19 protein-coding genes are annotated in these 23,629 nt (G+C 61.0%); 4 read left to right on the forward strand and 15 right to left on the reverse strand.

Going from position 1 to position 23,629, the window contains the following annotated elements:
* Nucleotides 1-4: 4 nt before the first annotated feature.
* The 11 genes from serS to G6N74_RS25510 form a co-directional block, all read right to left on the reverse strand.
* A complete protein-coding gene (gene serS, locus G6N74_RS25460; RefSeq protein ID WP_165120809.1) occupies nt 5-1,309 on the reverse strand; it encodes a serine--tRNA ligase in 1,305 nt (434 codons plus the stop codon).
* 61 nt (nt 1,310-1,370) lie between these two features.
* Nucleotides 1,371-2,243, reverse strand: coding sequence for a twin-arginine translocase subunit TatC (tatC, locus tag G6N74_RS25465; protein WP_165120810.1), 873 nt, complete (start codon nt 2,241-2,243; stop codon nt 1,371-1,373).
* A gap of 14 nt (nt 2,244-2,257) precedes the next feature.
* On the reverse strand, nt 2,258-2,974 hold the full coding sequence (gene tatB, locus G6N74_RS25470; RefSeq protein ID WP_165120811.1) for a Sec-independent protein translocase protein TatB: 717 nt from the start codon (nt 2,972-2,974) through the stop codon (nt 2,258-2,260).
* 31 nt (nt 2,975-3,005) lie between these two features.
* Entirely contained in the window at nt 3,006-3,242 is a 237-nt protein-coding gene (locus G6N74_RS25475; protein ID WP_165120812.1) for a twin-arginine translocase TatA/TatE family subunit, read from the reverse strand.
* Nucleotides 3,243-3,277: 35 nt separating this feature from the next.
* Entirely contained in the window at nt 3,278-4,384 is a 1,107-nt protein-coding gene (locus tag G6N74_RS25480; protein WP_165120813.1) for an ABC transporter ATP-binding protein, read from the reverse strand.
* 33 nt (nt 4,385-4,417) lie between these two features.
* Nucleotides 4,418-5,152 (reverse strand): SMC-Scp complex subunit ScpB, encoded by a 735-nt coding sequence (gene scpB / locus G6N74_RS25485; protein WP_165120814.1) that lies wholly within the window; start codon nt 5,150-5,152, stop codon nt 4,418-4,420.
* Nucleotides 5,149-5,949 (reverse strand): segregation and condensation protein A, encoded by an 801-nt coding sequence (locus tag G6N74_RS25490; RefSeq protein ID WP_165120815.1) that lies wholly within the window; start codon nt 5,947-5,949, stop codon nt 5,149-5,151. The genes scpB and G6N74_RS25490 overlap by 4 nt, the downstream gene beginning before the upstream one ends.
* Nucleotides 5,950-6,024: 75 nt before the next feature.
* On the reverse strand, nt 6,025-7,044 hold the full coding sequence (gene nagZ / locus G6N74_RS25495; protein WP_165120816.1) for a beta-N-acetylhexosaminidase: 1,020 nt from the start codon (nt 7,042-7,044) through the stop codon (nt 6,025-6,027).
* Nucleotides 7,045-7,171: 127 nt separating this feature from the next.
* Nucleotides 7,172-10,495 carry an SPOR domain-containing protein gene (locus tag G6N74_RS25500; RefSeq protein WP_165120817.1) on the reverse strand — a complete coding sequence of 1,108 codons (3,324 nt, stop codon included), beginning with the start codon at nt 10,493-10,495 and terminating at the stop codon, nt 7,172-7,174.
* 103 nt (nt 10,496-10,598) lie between these two features.
* Entirely contained in the window at nt 10,599-12,356 is a 1,758-nt protein-coding gene (gene argS / locus G6N74_RS25505) for an arginine--tRNA ligase (protein ID WP_165120818.1), read from the reverse strand.
* A 61-nt stretch (nt 12,357-12,417) separates the two neighbouring features.
* A complete protein-coding gene (locus G6N74_RS25510; RefSeq protein WP_165120819.1) occupies nt 12,418-13,632 on the reverse strand; it encodes a deoxyguanosinetriphosphate triphosphohydrolase in 1,215 nt (404 codons plus the stop codon).
* Between the two features lie 79 nt (nt 13,633-13,711).
* On the opposite strand from G6N74_RS25510, the gene erpA reads away from it, so the two are divergent.
* The 4 genes from erpA (at nt 13,712) to G6N74_RS25530 (ending at nt 15,842) form a co-directional block, all read left to right on the forward strand.
* Nucleotides 13,712-14,062 (forward strand): iron-sulfur cluster insertion protein ErpA, encoded by a 351-nt coding sequence (gene erpA / locus G6N74_RS25515; RefSeq protein WP_165120820.1) that lies wholly within the window; start codon nt 13,712-13,714, stop codon nt 14,060-14,062.
* A gap of 7 nt (nt 14,063-14,069) precedes the next feature.
* A complete protein-coding gene (locus G6N74_RS25520; protein WP_165120821.1) occupies nt 14,070-14,567 on the forward strand; it encodes a hypothetical protein in 498 nt (165 codons plus the stop codon).
* A gap of 110 nt (nt 14,568-14,677) precedes the next feature.
* Entirely contained in the window at nt 14,678-15,469 is a 792-nt protein-coding gene (gene xth / locus G6N74_RS25525) for an exodeoxyribonuclease III (protein WP_165120822.1), read from the forward strand.
* A gap of 40 nt (nt 15,470-15,509) precedes the next feature.
* Nucleotides 15,510-15,842, forward strand: a complete 333-nt coding sequence (locus tag G6N74_RS25530) for a hypothetical protein (protein ID WP_165120823.1) — start codon at nt 15,510-15,512, stop codon at nt 15,840-15,842.
* A 6-nt stretch (nt 15,843-15,848) separates the two neighbouring features.
* Here the strand turns inward: G6N74_RS25530 and G6N74_RS25535 are convergent, their stop codons facing one another.
* The 4 genes from G6N74_RS25535 to G6N74_RS25550 form a co-directional block, all read right to left on the reverse strand.
* Nucleotides 15,849-16,676, reverse strand: coding sequence for a tetratricopeptide repeat protein (locus G6N74_RS25535; protein WP_165120824.1), 828 nt, complete (start codon nt 16,674-16,676; stop codon nt 15,849-15,851).
* Nucleotides 16,663-18,387, reverse strand: a complete 1,725-nt coding sequence (gene ilvD, locus G6N74_RS25540) for a dihydroxy-acid dehydratase (protein ID WP_165120825.1) — start codon at nt 18,385-18,387, stop codon at nt 16,663-16,665. The genes G6N74_RS25535 and ilvD overlap by 14 nt, the downstream gene beginning before the upstream one ends.
* Before the next feature lie 307 nt (nt 18,388-18,694).
* Nucleotides 18,695-19,981, reverse strand: a complete 1,287-nt coding sequence (locus G6N74_RS25545) for an OmpP1/FadL family transporter (protein WP_165120826.1) — start codon at nt 19,979-19,981, stop codon at nt 18,695-18,697.
* Nucleotides 19,982-20,342: 361 nt separating this feature from the next.
* Nucleotides 20,343-23,126 carry a valine--tRNA ligase gene (locus G6N74_RS25550; protein ID WP_165120827.1) on the reverse strand — a complete coding sequence of 928 codons (2,784 nt, stop codon included), beginning with the start codon at nt 23,124-23,126 and terminating at the stop codon, nt 20,343-20,345.
* Between the last annotated feature and the right edge of the window lie 503 nt (nt 23,127-23,629).

Below are 23,629 nucleotides of genomic sequence, written 5' to 3' on the forward strand. Positions count from 1 at the left end.
AAGGTCAGTTCGCCTCGATCTTGGCTGCGCCGCCCATGTAAGGACGCAGAACTTCAGGAATGGTTACGCTGCCATCCTCGTTCTGGTAATTTTCAAGCACCGCGATCAGGGCGCGGCCGACAGCCGTGCCCGAACCGTTGAGCGTGTGGACGAAGCGCGTCGACTTCTCGTCCTTGACGCGGTAGCGGGCGTCCATGCGCCGTGCCTGGAAATCGCCGCAGACCGAGCAGGACGAGATTTCGCGATAGGCGTTCTGGCCCGGCAGCCACACCTCGATGTCATAGGTCTTGCGCGCGCCGAAGCCCATGTCGCCGGTGCACAGAGTGACCGTGCGGAAAGGCAGTTCGAGGCGCTTCAGCACCTCCTCGGCGCATTGCGTCATGCGCTCATGCTCGGCAATCGAGCTGTCCGCATCGGTGATCGAAACCAGCTCGACCTTGTAGAACTGATGCTGCCGCAGCATGCCGCGTGTGTCGCGACCGGCAGAGCCGGCTTCCGAGCGGAAGCAAGGCGTCAGCGCCGTCATGCGCAGCGGCAGTTTTTCCTGGGCGAGGATTTCCTCGCGGACGAGATTGGTCAACGGGACTTCGGCGGTGGGGATGAGGCCTAGCCGTCCGTCGCCGTGAGGCACGAAGAACAGATCCTCTTCGAACTTCGGCAGCTGATTGGTGCCGAACAGCACCTCATCGCGAACCAGCAGCGGCGGGATCACTTCCTGGTAGCCATGCTCGGTCGTGTGGAGGTCGAGCATGAACTGGCCGATCGCGCGCTCGAGCCGCGCAAGCTTGCCCTTCAGCACCGTAAAGCGGCTGCCTGAAAGCTTTGCGGCGCGCTCGAAATCCATCAGGCCGAGCGCTTCGCCGATCTCGAAATGCTCCTTCACCCAGTTCGGGCGGGGCTTGATCGCGCCTACCTTGCGGACTTCGACATTGTCATTTTCGTCAGCGCCGACTGGAACGTCATCAAACGGCACGTTGGGAATGACGGCAAGTGCATCTTCCAGTGCCTTGTCGAGTTCGCGCTCGCGCGCCTCGCCATTCTGGATGAAGCTCTTGATGTCGGCGACTTCGAGCTTGAGCTGTTCGGCAAGCACCGAATCGCCACCACGCATGGCGTTGCCGATTTCCTTCGAGGCGGCGTTGCGGCGCTCCTGCCTGACCTGAAGCTCGCCGAGATGGGCGCGGCGCTGCTCGTCCTTCAACAGCAGATCATCGACGGTCGCCTGCGCCTCGTCCGAGGACCATGAACGCTTCACCAGGGCGTCAACGAGGGCTTTCGGGTTCTCGCGAATCCATTTGATGTCAAGCATGTCAGAAGTCCGGTCGCAGTATGAGTTCTAGAGGCGACCGCGACGGCGAATCGAAAGGCTGTCAGCTTGCGGCGGTCCCGTCTCCAGTCCCACTCAATGGCGCTTTTTCGGCTACCGCTTCTGCGGCTTCCTTTTTCTCGCGCGCCACGCGTTCCTGTTCGCGATTCCGTTCGATCATCCGGGCGGTCCAGATTGAAATCTCGTAAAGAAGGATGGTGGGAAGGGCAAGACCGATCTGGCTGACCGGATCAGGCGGGGTCAGCACTGCCGCAACGATGAAGGCCAGCACGATCGCCCATTTGCGCTTATCGACAAGCGCCTGCGACGACAACAGCCCGACCCGCACCATGAGCGTCGTGACCACCGGAAGCTGAAACACCAGGCCGAACGAAAAGATCAGCGTCATGATAAGGCTGAGATATTCAGAAACCTTCGGCAGCAGCGAAATCTGCACATGGTCGTCCGTGCCTGCCTGCTGCATGGCCAGGAAGAACCACATCACCATCGGGGTGAAGAAGAAATAAACCAGCGATGCGCCCATCAGGAACAGGACGGGCGACGCGATCAGGAATGGCAAAAACGCGCCACGTTCATTCTTGTAGAGGCCGGGAGCGACGAATTTGTAGATCTGCGAGGCAATCAGCGGAAAGGCGATGACGAGGCCGCCGAACATTGCAAGCTTGATCTGCGTGAAGAAGAATTCCTGTGGTGCCGTATAGATCAGCTCGACCTTGTGGGGGTCGAGGCCGGCCCATGCGGTCGCCCATTTGAACGGGATGACCAGCAGGTTGAACAACTGCTTGGCGAAGAAGAAACAGCCGAGGAAGGCTACGAAAAACCCACCGATCGCCCAGATAAGGCGCGTGCGCAGTTCGATCAGATGTTCGATCAACGGCGCCGATGACTTTTCGATTTCGTCTTCCGGTTCACTCACTTGGCAGTTCCCGCTTATTTCTTCTTGGTTGCAGCCGGCTTGGCCGGGCTTTTGGCCGTCGCCTTGGCGGGCTTGGCTGCGGCTGGTTTGGCCGTCGGCTTTTCAGCGGCAGCCTTGCTTGTGGCTTTTGGCGCGGCAGCAATGGCTGTAGGCTTGGCCGCCGCCGGTGCTTTCACAGCCGCTTTCGGCGCCACGGAAGCCTTGGCCGGCTTGGCGGCGCTCGCCGCCTTTACAGGCTTGGAGGCAGGCGTCGATTTGGCAGGCTTGGCGACAGGCGCGGGCTCCTGCGCTGTCGCCGGAAATACCGGCGCAGCAGTTGGCATCGCTTCAGGACCGGCAACGCCGGGCATGGTGGTCGCGCCGTTCTTCAACGGCTCGGCCGCGTGCACCGCATCGGAAGCAGGTTCCGCCGCCGTGGAGGGCGTCGGCTTCATGGCCGCATCGAGACCGGCGCGCACATCTGATGCCGCCTTCTCGAACGGATTGAGCTGCTTCTTGATCTCGGCAGCCGGGTTCAGGCTGCGCAACTCATCGACGGACTTCTTGACGTCGTCGAGCTCGGCTTCTTTCAAAGCCTCGTTGAACTGCTTTTGGAAATCGCCCGCCATGGTGCGCAGTTTCGCCGTCGTTTTGCCGAAGGTGCGCAGCATGCGCGGCAAATCCTTCGGCCCGACGACCACGATCATGACGACCGCGATCACCAGCATTTCGGTCCAGCCGATATCAAACATGACTATCCAACCTGACTAGCTGGGAAACGGTTCAGCTCTTGCTGGCCTTTTCCTTGGCTGCCTGGATGGTCTCGTCGGAGCGATGCTCCACGGTCCTGCCATCGACGGTCTTGACGCTTTCGTCAGCGTCCTCGTCAGACATGCCCTTCTTGAAGCTCTTGATGCCCTTGGCCATGTCGCCCATCAGTTCCGGGATCTTGCCGCGGCCGAACAGCAGCAGAACCACTACCAGCACGATGAGCCAGTGCCATATCGAAAAGGAACCCATTGTAACTCTCTCTCGAACGATTTCCTGAGATTGATCTATGCGCTTTCGCGCTGCGTTTCAAACAGAAGTACGTCAGACTTTCGCAAGGAAAGCCAGATGTCACGTGCTTTGGCAGACAAAGCGCCGCAGCGTATGCGGGCGCGCACCGGCTTTTCGGCACCTGAAACGGCGAATTCCAGCAATTCTACCACGCCGAGGAACCGGCGCGACAGGATTCTTGCCTCGATTTCGCCCTCCGTTTCGCTGACTTCGAAGCCTGTCAGCCGCACCGCCACCGTCGCCTTTGCGCCGTCCGCGATATCCGGCGACGGGATCTTGCCGACCGGCGTATCCACCACACCATTCGCAACCCGGCCATCGAAGACGTTCAGCTCGGAAAAAAACCCGGCTGCAAACAGATTCGCAGGGCTGAGATAAAGCTCCTCGGCGCGGCCGGATTGGACGAGGCGGCCATCCCTCAGAAGCGCAATCCGGTCGGCCATGCGCATCGCTTCCTCAGCGTCATGCGTGACCACGATGGCGGTCGCGCGGCTTTCGCGCAGGATCGCCAGCGTCTCGGCGCGCACATTGTCCTTGAGGCGCGAATCGAGCCCGGAAAACGGCTCGTCCATCAAAAGCACCGCGGGCCGCGGCGCCAAAGCGCGCGCCAGCGCCACACGCTGCTGTTCGCCACCGGAGAGCACATGCGGATAGGAACCTGCGTAATGCTCCAGCCCGACGCGAGAGAGTGCGATCAGCGCCTCGCGCCTTGCCTCCTCGCCCGAAAGCGCGGTCAGGCCGAAGCGAACATTGTCGAGGATGGTCAGATGCGGAAACAGCGCGAAATCCTGGAAAACGAGGCCGATCGAGCGTTTTTCCGGCGGCAGGAAGACCGATGGCCCCGCGATCTCGCGGTCGTTGAGCAGGACGCGCCCGGTCGACTGGCTTTCGATGCCGGCCGCAATGCGAAGCAGCGTCGTCTTGCCCGAGCCGGACGGCCCGAGCAGGCACAGAACTTCGCCCGGCTCGGCGGCGAGCGAAACATCGCGCAGCGTCTCGGCTTCAGGCCCGAATGAATGGCAGATGTTTTCGAAAGCAAGGCGCGCGGCAAAAGTGACACCAGCGGTCACCCGGCTTGCGGTCTGCGCTTCCCCATTCTTCACTTAATCCACTACCCTTGAACCACCCGGCCCCGGTCAATCATCTGTGACGCGAGGTGTCAACAGCCCGAGCTCTTCAAGGTCGATATCGGTCAGCGGATCTTCGTCCTCGGTCAGCAGATCAAGATCGGACGGCGGGAGCGGAACAGAGAAATTCGACGGCATGCGGGCCGACAACAGCCCTGCCCCCTTCAATTCTTCCATGCCCGGCAGATCGCGGATTTCCTCAAGCGCGAAATGGTCGAGGAATTTTTCGGTCGTGCCGTAAGTCACCGGACGGCCGGGCGTACGGCGGCGGCCGCGCATCCGCACCCATTCGGTTTCCATCAGCGTGTCGAGCGTGCCTTTCGACGTTTCAACGCCGCGAATGTCCTCGATCTCAGCCCGCGTTACCGGCTGATGGTAGGCAATGATGGCCAGCACCTCGAGGGCGGCGCGTGACAGCTTCTTCTGCTGTATGGCGTCGCGGTTCATCAGGAAGGCGAGGTCGCCGGCGGTCCGGAAAGCCCAGCCGTCACCGACGCGAACGAGGTTCACGCCACGTCGCGCGTAGATTTTCTGCAGTTCAGCCATGGCGGCACGAACATCGACACCTTCAGGCAGGCGCGATGCAAGCTGCTTTTCAGTCACCGGCTCAGTGCTGGCAAAGACGATGGCCTCGGCCATGCGCGCAGCCTCCGCCAGAATCAGGCGCTCCGCCGGATTGCGTTCGGCTTCGGCCTCTTCATCGACCGTGAACGGGATCACCGTGGCATTTGCGCTGTCACTCATGGCGCACCTTCGATTGCTTTTTCAGCCGGCGCACGGCTGCGCAGATAGAGCGGCGCGAAGGCATCCTGCTGCCGCATCTCTATATGGCCCTCGCGCACCAGTTCCAGTGTGGCGGCAAAAGAGCTGGCGATTGCCGTCGCCCGCTCCTCAGGAGTGGTCATGTATGCGAGCAGGAACTGATCGAGCGCCGTCCAGTCCTTGAACGAGCCAACCAGGCGGGTGAGGATATCGCGCGCTTCCTTGAGCGACCAGACACCGCGCTTGGCGATCCGCACATTGGTGATCGCCTGCCGTTGCCGCTGAATGGCATAGGCGGTCAAAAGATCGTAGAGCGAGGCGGAATATTCGTTCTTCTTGTCGATGATGACCATTTCCGGCATGCCGCGCGCGAAAACGTCACGGCCAAGCCGGTTGCGATTGACGAGCCGCGAAGCAGCATCCCGCATCGCTTCAAGGCGCTTGAGGCGAAATTGCAGGACAGCGGCAAGTTCCTCGCCGCTCTCGCCTTCATCGCCCGGCTGCTTGGGAATGAGCAGCTTGGATTTCAGGAAAGCGAGCCAAGCCGCCATGACGAGATAGTCGGCGGCGAGTTCCAGCCGGATTGCGCGGGCGCTGTCGATGAATTTCAGATATTGCTCAGCCAGCGCCAGGATCGAGATGCGGGAGAGATCGACCTTCTGGTTGCGAGCCAGATGCAAAAGGAGATCAAGCGGGCCTTCGAAGCCGGCAACGTCGACCTGCATCGTCGGTTCGCTGACGCCGCGTGAATCGTCGTTTTCCGCCCAGAGACGGTCCATCGGTGTGGCCTTCCCGGCCCGGCTCTCCAATGTCTCCGCCAATTCGGTGCCTTCTCTCCTTAAACTCCGCGGCGGCTATGCCACCGCTTCGAAATAGTTCGCAAACTCGGCCCGTATCTGCGCCTCGTCGGCTGCGTCGCGCTCACGAATATAGCTTAGCGCACGATCGGCGCGTTCCAGCGACTTTCCTTCGAGCGCCGTGGTGCGTGAAGCTATGCCTGTCATTTCTTCCATCACCCCGTTGCAGTGAAGGACCAGATCGCATCCAGCCGCAAGGATCGAAGCGGCTTTGGACGGGAAATCCCCAGAAAGTGCCTTCATCGACGTATCGTCACTGACCAGCAGGCCGTCAAAACCGATCTCACCGCGCACGATCTCCCGGATCACCTTCTCGGAAGTGGTCGCTGGTGCCGCCGGATCGATCGCAGAATATACAACATGCGCGGTCATTGCGATCGGCAGATGACTTAGCGCCTTGAACGGGGCGAAATCATGGGCCCGCAATTCCTCGATCGGCGTATCGACCGTCGGCAGTTCGAAATGCGTATCCGAGAACGCCCGTCCGTGACCCGGAATGTGCTTCATCACCGGCAGAACGCCACCGGAAAGCAGCCCCTCGGCCGCAGCCTTGCCCAGCGCCGTCACGCTTTGCGGCTCCTTGCCATAGGCGCGTGTGCCGATGACATCGCTTGCACCCTCGATCGGCACATCAAGCACCGGCAGGCAGTCCGCCGTTATGCCGAGACGCAGGAGATCGAAGGCGTGCAGCCGCGCCAGAAGCCAAGCGGCACGCAGCCCCGCCTCGCGATCGCTCCTGTAGAGTGCGCCAAGGGCCGCACCTGCCGGATAATTCGGCGCGATCGGCGGGCGAAGACGCTGGACGCGGCCGCCCTCCTGGTCGATGAAAATCGGCGCTTCCGGGCGGCCGATGCTGTCGCGCATCGAGGCGACCAGATCGCGGATCTGTTCCGGCTCGCCGATGTTGCGGGCAAAAAGGATAAAGCCCCAAGGGCGTTCATCGCCGTAAAAGCGAATTTCGTCAGGAGTGAGCGTTTTCCCGGCACAGCCGAGGATCATGGATTTTGATTCGGTCATGGCCCCCAGATTAGAGCAACATGGGCTTCGAGGGAATCCATTCGAAATCGCTATCGGGCCTGCCGCAAAGCAAAACCGGCGCGAACATGTCGCGCCGGTTTCATTATCTTCGAATGTTGCCAGTTGCCTATTTCGAGACGAAGCAGTTGCCGCCGGCAGCCTTGTAGCTTTCGCAAAGCGAGATCGCTTCGTTGCGGCTCGGTGCAGGCACGCGAACACGCCAGAACGTACCCTTGCCGGCAATCTCTGCCTTGACGATATTTGCCTGGTGGCCGTTGAGCACGCTGCCGTAGCGGCGCTGCAGGTCCTGATAGGACGACTGGGCGGCCGCTTGGCTTGGCTGCGAAGCGATCTGCATGGACCATGCACCAGCCGCAGCAGCGCTTGCCGGAGCAAGGGCTGCAACCTGATCGGCCTTCACTTCACCCACGACATCGACCGGCTGATCGGAAGGACGCGTCGGCGCGATCGCCACCGATTTCGGCGTGGTCGAGTTCTGCGGCTTGGCTGCTGCCTTCGGAGCAGCATTGGCTTCTGCCGGGACAGGCTCATTGGCGTTCAGCGATGCGGCAGGCTTGGCGTCGGGCACCGATGCCGTGGTGGTTGCGCCGACCGGATCGGTGACGCTCTCCGACGCCGTCGTTGCCGGGTCGATCGCCGGAGCAGCCGGGTCCTCACGGGGAACCAGTGTGCCATCCGACTTCACGACCATCGTACGCACCTTGCGGGGCGTGACTGCGGCCACTTCGGGGTTCTGGTCGCCGCCGTTTTCCTGCATGATCTGCTGGATGCGATCCTCGGACTTGGCCATCGGAGCGGCGGCGTCGCCGTCGGTCTCGGATGCCATGTCCGTCTCGTCCAGCGCCGGTTCCGGATCCTGGGCAGCCATGTCCATCGGCTCTTCAGCCGTCGTCACCAGCTTTTCCTGCGTCGGCGTGGCGCTGGAAGGCGTGCGCGAAACGGTGTCGTAGACCTTGTTGTCCTGATTGGGGACAACGGTGCCGCCCGGATTTTCCGGCCGGATCTTTATCGGGCCGTCATCGGCCTTGACGAGCGCCGGCGCGCCGGACCCGACATTGCCGCCCGAGAGCGCATAGGCGCCGATCGCGCCGATAACCGCGATTCCGCCGACAACGGCAGCGATGAGCATGCCGCGCCGCTGCGGACGCTCTCTCTCACCAGCCGCGCCATAAGCGGCTGCCGTCATCTCTTCATCAGCGTCCGGGTCGTAATCGAAATCATCGAGATTGGGCTGCTGATACTGCCCCCGTCCCTGCGAGCCGGAAAGAGCGCCCGTGTCGAAGGCTGGCTGGCTGACGGCAGGCGCATAGGCCGTATGAGCGGCAGTTGCGCCAAGCGCGCCGGCTACGGCGGCACCGGCAACGGCTGCAGTCTGATACGGATGCCCCTGCGTCAGCGCACCCTCGTCGATCTGGAACTCACGCTCGAAATCGGCGGCGAAGTCGTCGGCATCGCCGGCAGCCTGCTGCGGCTGTGCGGCAGGCGCTGGTTCCGGCGAGTTCATGTCGTTGAGAAGGCTTGCGAACTCCGCGTCGATGTCGTCGTAAGCGGGTGCTGCCGGAACGTCTTCTTCGAAAGCCAGTTCCGGAATATCGAGGTCTTCCGCGAGCGCAACCGCCTGCTCCGGCACATCGATCGTTTCGATGTCCGGGACGTCGTTATAGCTGGCGGCGGGTGCTGCGAAGTCCTCGTCGGCCGCTTCGTCATAGTGCGCGACAACCGGCTGCGGTTCAGGCTCATGCCTGTTCCAGGAGCTTACAGGTCCTGTCGGCGTGAACTGAGCCGTCAAGGCAGCCAGATCGGCGTAAGGATCGTTAGCCTGGCTGGAAGCCACGACTGCCGGCTCCTCGAGCGGTGCATGCTGATCCTCATCCAAAGCGAGGTCATCCAGAGCGAGGTCGACATCTTCAATCGAATTGGCGAATGCAGCGTCGAAGGCTTCATCGTCGAATTCGAGATCGATATCCGCCTCAACCTCTGCGACAGGCTCGGCCTCATAGCCGGCTTCATCAGCGGGAGCCGCATAGGCCGGCTGGCCGGTACGGTAATTGCTGAGCGAGTAAGGCGTGGAAACGACCGGCTGTGCAGCCTTGGCGGAAGGCGCCTCGGCAAGCATGTCCTCGTCTGCGAGTTCCAGTTCGATCTCTTCGTCCGTGCCTTGCGCGGCAACATAGGCCGGCTCGTCTGCAACGGCATAAACCTGCTCGTCGGCGATAGCGTAGGCCGGCTCTTCGGCAACGGCCTCCACGACCGGAGCCTCTTCGGCGTGATGCGCAGGCACATTGCCCAGAAGCGCATTCAGCTCGTCCTCAAGGCTCGGCCCGCTCTCATCCACGGCGGAAACCGGTTCTTCCGGCTGCAGGGCGATCTCGAGTTCCTTATCCAGTTCCGGATCGATCGAACCGTGACCGGACGATTTCAGCGGCACGGCGGTGAAGTCCATGTCCACTTCAGCCAGGGCTTCATCGAAATCATCGGCAAAAGCTTCTTCCGACACGGCTGCGGCCACAGGCTGAGTGTATTCGTTCGTTGCCTCGGCTTCGTAGGCCGGTGCGGCTTCGTAGGCCGCCGCAGTTTCGTAGACTGGCTCAGCCTCGCCTTCATAGGCGACGTGAGCACCGGCTTCATCAGCTGGCGACCATTCGCCATGCAGCGGCTGGTCGTCTTCGAAAGAGGCGGCCACCGCCTGATCGAAAGGATCAGCGGCGACCGGCTCCTCGGCAGCAACTTCTACCGGAGTGAATTCGGCTGCTGGAGCATATTCGGCTGCGGGTTCGTATTCACCAGCAGAGTCATAGTCGGCCACGGGCTGCTGATCAGCTGCCGGCTCATATTCGGCAGCCGTGACGGCCTGATATTCAGGTGACGTGGCCTCTTCAACCGCGACTTCTGCGTGAGACCACTCGCCATCCAGCGACAACTCGTCTTCCAGCTCGGCGGCGACGGCATCGTCGAAGCTGCCCATCTCAGGGGCAAGAGCTTCCAGAGGCGCAGCCTCGAAAGCAACCGTCGGCTCATATTCCGGCTGAGCAGCATATTCCGGCTGAGCGGCAAAAGCAGGCTCGCCCTCCAAAGCCTGAGGCTCCAGAGCTTCGAACTCAGCTACCTCCAGCTCACTGGACAAAACCTCGGGCTCGTAGGCCGCCGGGGCTTCCGGCTGATAGGCCGTTTCCGTGCGATAGGCCGGCTGGAAAGCATGCACATTATCATGCAAGGAATCTTCCTGGGCGAACTCGCCCATCAGTTCCTTTTCCAGATCGATGCCGAAATCGTCCGCCTCGACACCTGCGACCGAAGAAGGCGCTGCCGCCGGTTCCTGCTGGACCGGTTGGCGCGGGTCAAATCCCATGATCCGGGTCAGTTCGGCGAACGGATCATCGTTCGACAACTGGTCCCGATCGGCGATTTTAAGCTGGGTTCTGTCTACCATACTCTTTCCCGATACTCGCACTATTCGGACGCAATTGGCGTCACGTAAGGTTGGGCCTTACCAGCGCAATGTGGGCAAATGGTGACAGGTTTTCTCGTGAAACCTAGCGCATTTCCGCGGGCGCATCGGCCCCGATCAACGCCAGGCCGGACGTCAAAACGTCCGAGACAGCCTGCACCAGCCCGAGTCTGGCATACGTCAATTGTCGGTCGTTAACCTTAACAAAACGTAAGTCCTGATTTTCCGTGCCTCGGTTCCAGTGTCCATGGAAGCTGGAAGCCAGATCATACAAGTAAAATGCCAGTCTATGCGGCTCATGCGCAAGTGCTGCCGATTCGACAAGCCGGGGATATTCGGCGAGCTTCCGGATCAATCCGATCTCGCTCTCGTCGGTCAGCCTTGCAGCCGATTCGGCAAGCGAAGCCCGGTCGAAAGCGCCCTCGCCCAATTGCTCCTTTGCCTGCCGGAACACCGAATGACAGCGCGCCGAAGCATACTGCACGTAGAAGACCGGATTGTCCTTGGACTGCTCCGTCACCTTGGCGAAGTCGAAATCGAGCGGCGCATCGCTCTTGCGATAAAGCATCATGAAACGGATCGGGTCGCGCCCGACCTCCTCCACCACCTCGCGCAGGGTGATGAAATCGCCCGAGCGCTTGGACATACGCACCGGCTCGCCGTTGCGATAGAGCTTCACCAACTGGCACAGAAGTGCCGTCAGCTTGAGCGAGCCGCCGGACAAGGCTTTGGCCAGCGCCTCCAGCCGCTTGACGTAGCCGCCGTGGTCAGCGCCGAGAATGAAGATCGTCTCGTTGAAGCCGCGATCCAGCTTGTCCTTCAGGTAGGCAACATCGGCGGCAAAATAGGTGAACGCGCCGTCCGACTTCACCAGCGGCCGGTCGATATCGTCACCAACGTCCGTGGAGCGGAACAAGGTCTGCTCGCGGTCTTCCCAGTCCTCAGGCTTCTGCCCCTTGGGCGGCGGCAGCTTGCCCTTGTAGACGTGGCCCTTGAGCTTCAGGTCGGTGATGGCGGAGCGTATGGCGGCAGCGTTGTTGGCGTGCAGCGTGCGCTCGGAGAAAAACACCTCGTGGTGCACGTTCAGCAGCGCCAGATCCTCGCGGATCATCACCATCATCGCATCGATCGTGCGGTCCTTGATGAGTGCGAGCGCCTCGTCCTCAGGCTTCTGCAACAGGTCGCGGCCGAATTCCTTGGCCAGCGCCTGCCCCACCGGCACCAGATAATCGCCGGGATAAAGCCCGGCCGGGATTTCCCCGACCTCGTCGCCCAGCGCTTCGCGGTAGCGCAGCATGGCCGAGCGCGCGAGCACGTCGATCTGCGCGCCTGCGTCGTTGATGTAGTATTCCTTGGTCACGTCATAGCCGGCAAAGCCAAGCAGATTGGCAAGCGCATCGCCCACCACCGCGCCGCGGCAATGGCCGACATGCATCGGGCCGGTCGGGTTGGCCGAAACATACTCTACATTGACCTTGATGCCCTTGCCGACGGTCGAGCGGCCATAATCGGCGCCGACGCCCAGCAGGCTGGTCAGATGCGCCTGCCAGAAGCCGTCCGTCAGCCGCAGATTGACGAAGCCGGGACCGGCGACATCGACAGCTGCAATGTCCTTGTCCTGACGCAGAGCCTCTGCGAGCTTTTCAGCCAGCGCGCGCGGGTTCTGCCCGGTCGGCTTGGCCAGCACCATCGCCGCATTGGTCGCCAGATCGCCATGCGTGGCATCGCGCGGCGGCTCTACGGCAATGCGCGAAAGATCAGCCGGCTGGCCGTCTTTGTCTTTAAGATCAAGCGCTTCAACGATCTTGATGATCCGCTCGTTGAAATCGGCGAAGATATTCATGGATGGCTACTCTGGAAAATCGGCACTTTATGCCGGCTCAATGCCGGAAAACCGGTTCCGCCTAGCCCAAATCGGGCGTGCGGTCAAACAGGCGGCGGTGTTCCTTGATCGCATAAGTGTCCGTCATGCCGGCCAGGAAATCGGCGACATGACGCGCTTTTACGCGATCCACGGCTCGGTCGAGCCCCTCGCGCCAGCCGTCCGGCATCTCGCGTGGATCGACAAAATAGGCATCGAACAGCTCGCGCACGATCTGGTCGGCGCCCTCGCGCACCAGCATCACGTCCTTGTGGCGGTAGATATTCTTGTAGAGAAACGCCTTCAGTTCCTTTTCCGCCGGGACCATTTCGTCAGAGAAAGTAGCAATGGCTGACTTGGCGGCATGAACGTCTTTGACACTTTGCGGCTTCAGCTCAGCCAGCCGCGCCGAGGCGGTCTTGATCACGTCCTCGACCATGATGGTTATCTGCCGCCGCATCAGTTCGTGCCCGGTGCGCGCGGGGTCGAGCGTCGGGTAGCGTTCGCGCACCCCTTTCAGGATCGAGGCCGGCAGCGGCACCTCCTCCAGCATGTCGAGCGTCAGCAGCCCTGCCCGCAGGCCATCGTCGATATCATGTGTGTTGTAGGCGATGTCGTCGGCGATCGCGGCGCATTGCGCTTCCAGGCTGGCGAACTGGTCGAGTTCGAGATCGTGAAGCTCTGAATAGTCAAGAATCGCCTGTGGCACCGCCCCTTTCAGACCCTTGCCCTTGGCGTCAACCAGCGGCCCATTGTGCTTGACCAGTCCTTCCAGCGTTTCCCAGGTCAGGTTCAGCCCGTCGAACTCGGCGTAGCGCCTTTCCAGCCGGGTCACCACGCGCAGCGACTGGGCGTTGTGGTCGAAGCCGCCCCAGGCTGCCATCTTCTCGTTCAGCGCGTCCTCGCCGGTGTGGCCGAAGGGCGTGTGGCCGAAATCATGGACCAGCGCCACCGCCTCGGCCAGATCCTCGTCGCAGCGCAATGCCCGGGCCAGGGCACGAGCGATCTGCGCCACCTCGATCGTGTGGGTCAGCCGCGTACGGTAGTGATCGCCTTCATGCGCGATGAACACCTGTGTCTTGTGCTTGAGACGCCGGAATGCCGTCGAATGGATGATGCGGTCGCGGTCGCGCTGGAACGGCGTGCGCGTCGGGCTTTCGACCTCATCGAAAAATCGACCGCGCGAAAGCGCCGGATCGCAGGCATAGGCAGCGCGCGGCCGATAGCCGAAACCGATGTCGCCTAGCTCGTTCGCCATTTTTGACTTGCCGCCGCTGGTTGACTTGCCCCTTCGCGCTTCATACCTATGGTAACAACGCGAATGCAAGGTGACGCCAATGGGCGCAGATGCCAAGACTGCCATGAAGGGTGTAGACGTTTCCGAGGCCGCTGCGAAGCGGATCTCGAAGATTGTCGCCGGTGAACCGGGCAAGATCGCACTGCGCGTTTCGGTCGAGGGTGGCGGCTGCTCGGGCTTTTCCTACAAGTTCGATCTGGTCGACTCCAGGAACGACGACGACATCGCCATCGAGCGAGACGGCGCGACCGTGCTGATCGACGATCTCTCGCTCGTCTATATGGGCGGATCGGTGATCGATTTCGTCGACGACCTGATGGGTCAGTCGTTCCAGATCAGGAACCCGAACGCCGTGGCTTCCTGCGGCTGCGGCACTAGTTTCTCCATCTGAGCCGTTGGTGGACAGCAACGCCGATCCCCGAACGGTCCTGTTGGCGATAACCATCCGGGCCATTTCCGAATCGGATATTGTTAAATGGGCGAACAGGCACCGCCCATCTGAAACGTACTCCGAAGATCAGGAGTATCTGGCGCTGGTGCGCTCGAACCTTAACAACGCCGTGGACGTTGGGCTTGCAAGGGATCGTCTGCAAGCAATGGTCAAACGTATATTTCCGACATTCGACATCGCTTCCGACGAGGGAGATGCACGACTGCGTGCGATCTTCGTCAATCGATTGCGTCAGTATCTTGCGGAGCCCATCGCGCCTTTTGTCCTATGCCGAATGCTGGGGCCGATCGAGCACCTCTACATCTCGTCAGACAGGGAGTACCCTGCCTGGCTCGGGGATTTTTACGGTGGATGTGATTGGATAGACCCCAAGACGACCCGCGCCGAGGCGTCTCATCTGGAGTTCGTCGTCAAACAGCTGCTTCGGGAAAACGAAGCTCCCTGAAATATGTCAGCTTCCGTCAATAAGCCTGTGCGGCTGCAGCATTTTCGAATGGCTTGCAGGGGATTATCGCCTATCATTTCATTTTTCCGATAAACGCAGGCAAAGCCGTCATGAAAATCGTCACCTGGAACATCAACGGCATCAAGGCGCGCATCGGCAATCTGCTGGTCTGGCTGAAGGACAGCAATCCCGACATCGTCTGCCTGCAGGAAATAAAATCGGTCGACGAGCAGTTTCCCCGTTCCGAGATCGAGGCGCTTGGCTATCACGTCGAAACGCATGGCCAGAAGGGCTTCAACGGCGTAGCCATCCTCTCGAAACTGCGTTTCGATGAGGTCAATCGCGGTCTGCCTGGCGACGACAGCGACGAGCAGGCCCGCTTTATCGAAGGCGTGTTCTCGACCGACAAGGGCGTGCTGCGCGTCGTCTCGCTCTATTTGCCCAACGGCAATCCGGTCGATACCGAAAAATTCCCCTACAAGCTGTCGTGGATGGCGCGGCTCGAGAAATGGGCGGGGGAACGCCTGCTGCTCGAGGAGCCGTTGCTTCTGTGCGGCGACTACAATGTCATTCCCGAGCCGATCGACGCCCGCAATCCCGAGGCATGGCTTGGCGACGCGCTGTTCCAGCCCGAAACCCGGCAGGCCTTCAGGCGGCTCCTGAACCTCGGCTTCACCGAGGCCACCCGCGCCGTGACCGACGCGCCCGACACCTACACGTTCTGGGACTATCAGGCCGGCGCCTGGCAGAAGAACAACGGCATCCGCATCGATTTCCTGCTGATGTCGCCGGAGGCGGCCAATCGCTTCTCTTCCGCCTCGATCGAAAAGCATGTGCGGGCGTGGGAAAAACCGTCCGACCATGTGCCGGTGGCAGCCGAACTGGCGCTCCAGCCGGCCTGACATTCGCCGTATGGCGCCGGGTTTCGGCGGGTGCTAATATGTGGCTATGCAGTTGCCACGCGCATGCCTGCTTTCAGTCGCGATGCTCGTTTCGTCGTTGACTGCAGCTTTGGCTGACTGCCAGTGCCTAGCCAACGGCAAGGTCTACCATCACGGCGAACTGGCCTGCCTGAAATTGCCAAACGGCAACCAGTTGGCGCGCTGCGACATGGTTCTCAACAACTCGGCCTGGAAGAAAGTCTCGGACGGCTGCCCGCAAGCGGAGCTTTTCTCGAGGCCGGAGGGACCGTCTTCACAGCCGCCGGAGAGTTTCGGCGAGCATGGCGCGCCGCATCTCGTGCTGCCGACAGCATTTACCGACGCGAACGGTTAGCGCCCGTCACTGCTGGCCGGTATCGCCCTTGGTGAGAATATCTTCGGCCAGCGCAATCGCGGTGCGGCGATCCGCTTCACCTGAAAGCGCGAATGCCTCTTCCTGCATGCCGCGAATCCACGGCTGATCTGCGGGAGCTGCGCGCTGGAGCGCTGCCGTCATCATGGCAAGCCCGCGCACCACCTTGCCCGACTGGAACAGAAGATTGCCCAGCGTCGCTTCCGCACCGGCATGGCCCTTTTCGGCGGCAAGCTGGAACCAGCGACCGGCCTGACGCACGCTGGCCTTCACGCCGCCCTCGCCCTTCAGGAACATCTTGCCCATTTCGAACTGGGCATTGGGATTGCGATAGTTGGCGGCGGCGCGCATGAAATATTCCTGCGCGGCGACCTTGTTGGCCTTTATCGGGCTGCCCGGAATGCCTTTCTGCAGATAGTTGCCGAGTGCTACCAGCGCGTCCGAAACATAGCTTTCCTCGGGGCTGCCGGGCTCGACATCCTGCTCGACGATCTCGCTGAAGAACTTGAACGCCTCGAAATCATTGCGATCGACGCCGTCGCCCTCGGCATACATGCGCGCAAGCTTCCAGCTGGCGCCGATCTGGCCGTTTTCAGCGGCATAGCGATAGGCCTCGACGGCCTGGTCCTTGTGGCCGCTCTTGTAGGCCGAGAAGCCGAACTGGAACACCGCCCACGGGCTGGACTGAGCCTTCACCGCGCCATTGTCATCGAAAACCTTGTCGTCGAACGCCATCGCGCCCCCGGCGGTGCCGAAGGTCGTTGCGGCTACGATGGCCGACAGGATGGTTGTTCTCACGACGTCAGATGTCAGCATAGCAGTGTGTTTCTTTCGCGCCGCCCGGATGGGTCACGGCGCCATAGCGAGCCGAGCCAACCGTTTGCGCATATTTCCAGATCGCGCCGGACTGATAGTCGGTCTGGCGCGGTTTCCATTTCATTGCCCGGGCCGCAAGTTTCTCTTCCGATAGCGCCACATCGAGACTGCCGTTCACGGCGTCGATGGTGATGATGTCGCCATCTTCGAGAAGGCCGATCGGGCCTCCGATTGCAGCCTCCGGGCCGACATGGCCGATGCAGAAGCCGCGCGTCGCGCCCGAAAAGCGCCCGTCGGTAATCAGGGCAACCTTGCCGCCCATGCCTTGTCCATAAAGCGCTGCTGTCGTCGACAGCATCTCGCGCATGCCAGGCCCGCCTTTCGGGCCTTCATAGCGGATGACGAGAACCTCGCCTTCCTTGTAGCTGCGATGGGTCACCGCCTCGAAGCATTCTTCTTCCGAGTCGAAGCACCGCGCCGGACCGGAGAATTTCAGCTCCGACATGCCCGCCACCTTCACGATCGCGCCTTCGGGAGCCAGATTGCCCTTCAGGCCGACAACACCGCCAGTCACCGTGATCGGCCTGTTGGCCGGATGCACCACGTCCTGACTGTCGTTCCAGGCAACATGTTCCATGTTTTCGGCCAAAGTGCGGCCAGTCACGGTCATGCAATCGCCATGCAGATAACCGTGATCGAGAAGCGTTTTCATCAGCAGCGGAATGCCGCCGGCCTCGAACATGTCCTTGGCGACATATTTTCCGCCGGGCTTCAGATCAGCGATGTAGGGCGTCTTCTTGAAAATCTCGGCGACGTCGAACAGGTCGAACTCGATGCCGGCCTCATGGGCGATCGCCGGCAGATGCAGCGCGCCATTGGTCGAGCCGCCGGTAGCCGAAACCACTGCCGCCGCATTTTCCAGCGCCTTGCGCGTGACGATGTCGCGCGGGCGGATGTTCTTGGCGATCAGTTCCATGACCTTTTCGCCCGAAGCGAAGTTGAAACGGTCGCGCATTTCGTAAGGCGCCGGCGCGCCGCAGGAATATGGCAGCGCAAGGCCGATCGCCTCGGCCACCGTCGCCATTGTGTTGGCAGTGAACTGGGCGCCGCAGGAACCGGCCGACGGACACGCCGCCTGCTCTACTTCCAGAAGATCGTCATCCGAGATAGCGCCGACTGAATGCTGGCCGACTGCCTCGAAAACGTCCTGAACTGTGATCTGGCGGCCGCGATAGCTGCCGGGAAGGATGGAGCCGCCATAGATGAAGACCGATGGCACGTTGAGCCGCACCATCGCCATCATCATGCCCGGCAGCGACTTGTCGCAGCCGGCAAGGCCGACGAGCGCATCATAGCAATGGCCGCGCATGGTGAGCTCGACGCTGTCGGCAATGACATCGCGCGAAACCAGCGAGGCCTTCATGCCCTGATGGCCCATGGCGATGCCGTCGGTAACGGTGATGGTGCAGAATTCGCGCGGCGTGCCATTGGCAGCCGCGACGCCCTTCTTGACCACCTGCGCCTGACGCATCAGCGAAATGTTGCAAGGGGCTGCCTCGTTCCAGCAACTTGCGACGCCGACCAGAGGCTGGGCAATCTCCTTCTGCGAAAGGCCCATCGCATAGAGATATGACCGATGCGGCGCGCGCGCCGGCCCTTCGGTCACATAGCGACTTGGCAGTTTCGCTTTCGAGATTACCTTTGCGTCCATTCCTGTCCTTGCCGCCCCATCGCGGTTTCTCCGCACAGCTTCTAATATGCTGCCCGAAGACACCTCTGAGGTGCTCCGGGTTTATGGCGGGAACTAGGCGAATTGTGCCCGGCCCGTTGTAGCCCAGTGCTTCACCAGAGAGTGTTGCAGAAACATCACAAACGGCATGAGGATGTTAACCATGCCGCAGGCCCCATCAGCACTAAAAAGCCGGCAGAGCTTGCGCTTGCCGGCTTAAGAATTTTCCTCATTTGAAACAAAAAAGCCGGGCATGCGCCCGGCTTTTTCGATCATTGTTTCCAATGAGTTACCATTTGACCTTCAACGAGGCCGAGATGGCACTGACGAGGTCATTGTCGAAGTCGTAGGTAACCTCTTCGCCATAGTTGATGCCGTTTGAGGTCACGGGGCCGGCAGAACCGCTGGTTAGAATGCCCAGGGCACCAGCAAGACGGAGCTCGACGTTCTGAGTTGGCGTATAGGCGACGCCGCCGCCGAAGGTCCAGGTGTCGGTCTGGGCGCTGAGGCCGGTCGTGGTTCCACGATCCCAGGTGATGCTACCCGCTGCACTCCACTGATCGTTGAACTTGTGCCCGATGCCGCCGGAAACCGTCCAGCCATCGCGATAGAGCAGATCAAGCGAGGTCGCGACAAATGGGCTACCTGGGAAGCAAAGCGAAGCATCGACCCCGACAGGGCAGAGATCAACTGTTTGCAAGCGGCTCCAGTTGACCCATTTCACGGAGCCGAAAGCCAGCCAATCCGGTGCAATGCCCGACTGAACCTTGAATTCAATTGATTCCGGCATCGTTGCTGAGCCGTATATATCCGTCACGCGACCAAGAAGCGGGTTGGTCGGGCTGATGAAGCCGGGAATCTGCGTCAAATCCAGCGTTCCTGAAAGACCGTCCAGCTTCACTGCCGAATTGTAGACCAGGCTTGCGCGGAAGGCGATTTCCTGAATTTCGTAAGCCGCGCCGATGCGCCAGCCAACGCCGCTATCCTCAAGATCGAGACGGCCGACGCCATTCCCGAAAGCCGGGGTGCCGGTGAGCGTCGGAACGGGTGCAACCAAACGTTCCTTGAAACCGCTGACTTCCTGATAGAACACACCGCCAAGCACGCGAAACTGGCCCTTCCCGGCATCCATCTTGTAGGAGCAGGTCGCGGCATAGTTGTCGCTTTCGATCTTGGTCTCGATATTGTCGTTGGCGCCCATCCAGTTAGCGCCTGGGTTGCTGTGCGCTCCCCAGGGCTGCGAATAGTCGGCCATACAGTCTATGGCCTCGCCGATGCCAGCTTTGAAGCCGATGCGCGGAACCCAGTAGTCCTCGGTTTCGTTGACGTCGTTCGTCGCGCCACCGCCGATACCATTGGATCCGATGCCGTTGGCGGGATTGATATCGCGCACATTGTTGAGCTTACGATCGGGCATGACATAAGTGCCGGAAACTTCGCCGGTGAATCGCGAAGTATCGAAAAGCAGATCGATGTTGTAGCCCCCGCGCTCGAGGCCACCAGCGCTGGCCGACCCTACAATCGCGAGCATCAAAGAGCCGGCTCCGAGGACCGATTTCATTAGCGCTTTTTTCATCAGGTATTCCTCCCCAAGAAGTACGTGAAGCAAGCTAGAACTATTTCCCTCAGCGGGTGCAACCACGTTTTTACACGTGAACCTTTCGAGGGAGGTTAAGGCTTACGTAAAAGGAAGGTGACCATCCACAAAAAGGCTTAAAACGGCCTCGTTTTGTGGGAATTTTTTCATAAAAGGTGGCCGAAAGCAGCCAAAAACAGTGAAAATCGATGCTTTTCGACCCCATATCGCCAAATTGTTACATTATGGCAACAAGGGGGCAAAAAGTGGCAAAGATGTGAAAACATGACGCTGCGTTATGACCCATTTCGGGGCAGATGCCGCCTCAGGCGGCATCCAGGAATCAGCCTCCGAAGTGCCCTTACCCAGCGTCACGAACCCGCGCCAAAGCGACGTTCAGCTTCTCCTGCGCCTCCTGAAATTCGACCAGCTTTTCGCGCTCGGCAGCCACCACTTCGGCGGCCGCGTTGGCGACGAATTTCTCGTTGGCGAGCTTCTTGTGGATGCGCGCGACTTCCTCGGTCACCTTGGCCAGTTCCTTCTGCAGGCGCGCGGCCTCGGCTTCGAGATTGATCAGGCTGCCGAGCGGCAGGCAGGCGGTGGCCTCGCCGATGACGATCTGGGCCGAACCCTTGGGCGCAGCCGCCTCATGGCTGACCGCACCAACGCGCGCCAGCCGCTTGATCGCCGAATCGTGACGCTCCAGCCGTGCCTTCGTCATATCGTTGGCGCCGACGATCACCAGCGGTGCGATCGCTGCTGGCGGCACGTTCATTTCGGAGCGCACAGAGCGGATGCCCGACACCAAATCGACCAACCAGTTGGTCTCGGCTGCGGCCTCCGCGTCTTCGAACTCCGGCGACGGCCATGCAGCCAGGCAAAGAAGCGTCGGCCGCTCCTGCCCTTCGCCCGCCGTATGGGCCCAGAGCTCTTCCGTCATGAACGGCATGAACGGGTGGAGCAGCTTGTAAATCTCGTCGAGCACGAAAGCGGCGACAGCACGGCTTTCGACCTTGGCGGCCTCGTCTTCGCCCATAAAGACAGGTTTCAGCAGTTCCAGGTACCAGTCGCAGAACAGGTTCCAGACGAACTTATAGGCCGCTCCTGCCGCCTCGTTGAAGCGATAGGAGGCGATGCCGTCTGTGACCTCGCGCGTGGCGCGGGAAAGCTCGGTGAGTATCCAGCGGTTGACGGTGAGCTTGGCGTCCTGCAGCCAGAACTCGTCGTTGCGGGCGACACCGTTCATTTCGGCAAAGCGCGTGGCGTTCCACAGCTTGGTGCCGAAGTTGCGGTAACCGGCGATGCGGGCCGGGTCGAGCTTCACGTCCCTGCCCTGCGCGGCCATGATCGACAGCGTGAAGCGCAGCGCATCGGCGCCGTATTCGTCGATCAGTTCGAGCGGGTCGATGACGTTGCCCTTCGACTTCGACATCTTGGCGCCGTTCTTGTCACGCACGAGAGCGTGGACATAGACGGTGTGGAACGGCTCTTCCTCCATGAAATGAAGGCCCATCATCATCATGCGGGCGACCCAGAAGAAGATGATGTCGAAGCCGGTGACCAGAACATCGGTCTGGTAATAGGTCTTCAGCTCCGGCGTCTCATCCGGCCAGCCGAGCGTCGAGAACGGCCACAGCGCCGACGAGAACCATGTGTCGAGCACGTCCTCGTCGCGGGTGAGGATTTCACCCGGCTTGAAGTTTTCGAGCTTGTCCTCGACCCAGCCCTTCCAGGGGCCTTCCAGCGCCAGATAATATTCGATGGCTGCGCCCAGCGCTTCCTCTTCGGTCTTCTCGACGAAGACGCGGCCGTCAGGGCCGTACCAGGCCGGAATCTGGTGACCCCACCAGAGCTGGCGCGAAATGCACCAGGGCTGGATGTTCTCCATCCAGTCGAAATAGGTCTTTTCCCAGTTCTTCGGGACGAAATTGGTGCGGCCTTCGCGAACCGAGGCGATCGCCGGCTTGGCCATTTCGGCCGCGTTGACGTACCACTGGTCGGTCAGGAACGGCTCGATCGGCACACCGCCGCGGTCGCCATGAGGCACGGCGTGGCGGTGCGGCTCGATCTTGTCGAGGAAGCCGCCCGCCTCCATCATCTCCACGACCTTCTTGCGGGCGGTGAAGCGATCCTGCCCATGCAGTGCCTCGATGGTGGCGGCAAGCTCGGACGTTGAATCAAGACCTTCGAGGAAGTCCTCGTTATCCCTGAGGTTTACGGCGGCCTCTATGGTCAGAATGTTGATCGCGCGCAGCTTGTGGCGCTTGCCGACTTCGAAGTCGTTGAAGTCATGCGCGGGCGTGATCTTGACTGCACCGGTGCCCTTCTCCGGGTCGGAATATTCGTCGGCGACAATCGGGATCTTGCGCCCGACCAGCGGCAGGATGACGTTCTTGCCGACGAGTTTGGCAAACCGCTCGTCTTCAGGATGAACGGCAACGGCCGTGTCGCCGAGCATGGTTTCGGGCCGCGTCGTTGCCACCGTGACATAGGTCGCGGGGTTTTCCGGGTCATAGGTGACGCCTTCGACCGGGTAGCGGAAGTGCCAGAGATTGCCGTTGACCTCGTGCTGCTCGACCTCAAGGTCGGAGATCGCGGTCAGCAGTTTCGGATCCCAGTTCACAAGGCGCTTGTCCTTGTAGATCAGGCCTTGCTTGTAGAGCGTGACGAAGACTTCGAGCACGGCTTTGGACAGGCCCTCGTCCATGGTGAAACGCTCGCGTGACCAGTCGGCCGAGGCGCCGAGGCGCTTCAACTGGTTGAAGATCGCACCGCCGGATTCGGCCTTCCACTCCCAGACCTTTTCGATGAACTCTTCGCGGCCGATGTCGCGGCGATGGATCTGCTTTTCCATCAACTGGCGTTCGACCACCATCTGCGTGGCGATGCCGGCATGGTCCATGCCCGGCTGCCACAACACGTTCTTGCCGCGCATGCGCTCGAACCGCACCAGAATGTCCTGGAGCGTGTTGTTGAGCGCGTGGCCCATATGCAGCGAGCCGGTCACATTCGGCGGCGGAATGACGATAGTGAAGGCTTCCGCGCCCGGCTTCGAGCCGGCGCCGGCACGAAACGCATCGGCCTCCTCCCAGCGTTTGGCGATTTTCGGCTCGACGGTTTTTGCGTCGTAGGTCTTCTCAAGCATGGGAAAGTGATCCGATTTGTCCGGAAATAGGTTGCCCCGGTGTAAATCGGAAGGGGCATTGCGAGTCAACAGTGGCGCAACACTCCTTCTCCCCTTGTGGGAGAAGGTGCCTGAACGCAGTAAAGGCGGATGGGGGGTGTTGGACGGAGCGCCAAGCTGGAACACCCCTCATCCGACCTCCCCTTCGGGTCGGCCACCTTCTCCCACAAGGGGAGAAGGAGAGGCACGCTTCATCATCGCCACGCCCGGTTTTCACCGTCTGGCCATTGTCAAAGATCGGGAAGCGGGGCGCTTGGCCGTGCCTTCCTAATATGTAGTACGTGGCGCAGCTTCCGCGCCCCGCTCGGTGCTTGTCCCGAAGTCGGCCGGTCACAACGCCCGCTCCATGTACATTCCATGGACAAGACGCCGCGGGTTCTCCGCATGGTTTTGGGCAGTGGCATTTGCGCCGTGCTCGTTCCACGCCGGCCTGTGTCGGGCCCTCTGGCTACCACACCAGGGCG

The sequence above is a fragment of the Mesorhizobium zhangyense genome (assembly GCF_011045115.1).
Taxonomy (GTDB): Bacteria; Pseudomonadota; Alphaproteobacteria; order Rhizobiales; family Rhizobiaceae; genus Mesorhizobium_M; species Mesorhizobium_M zhangyense.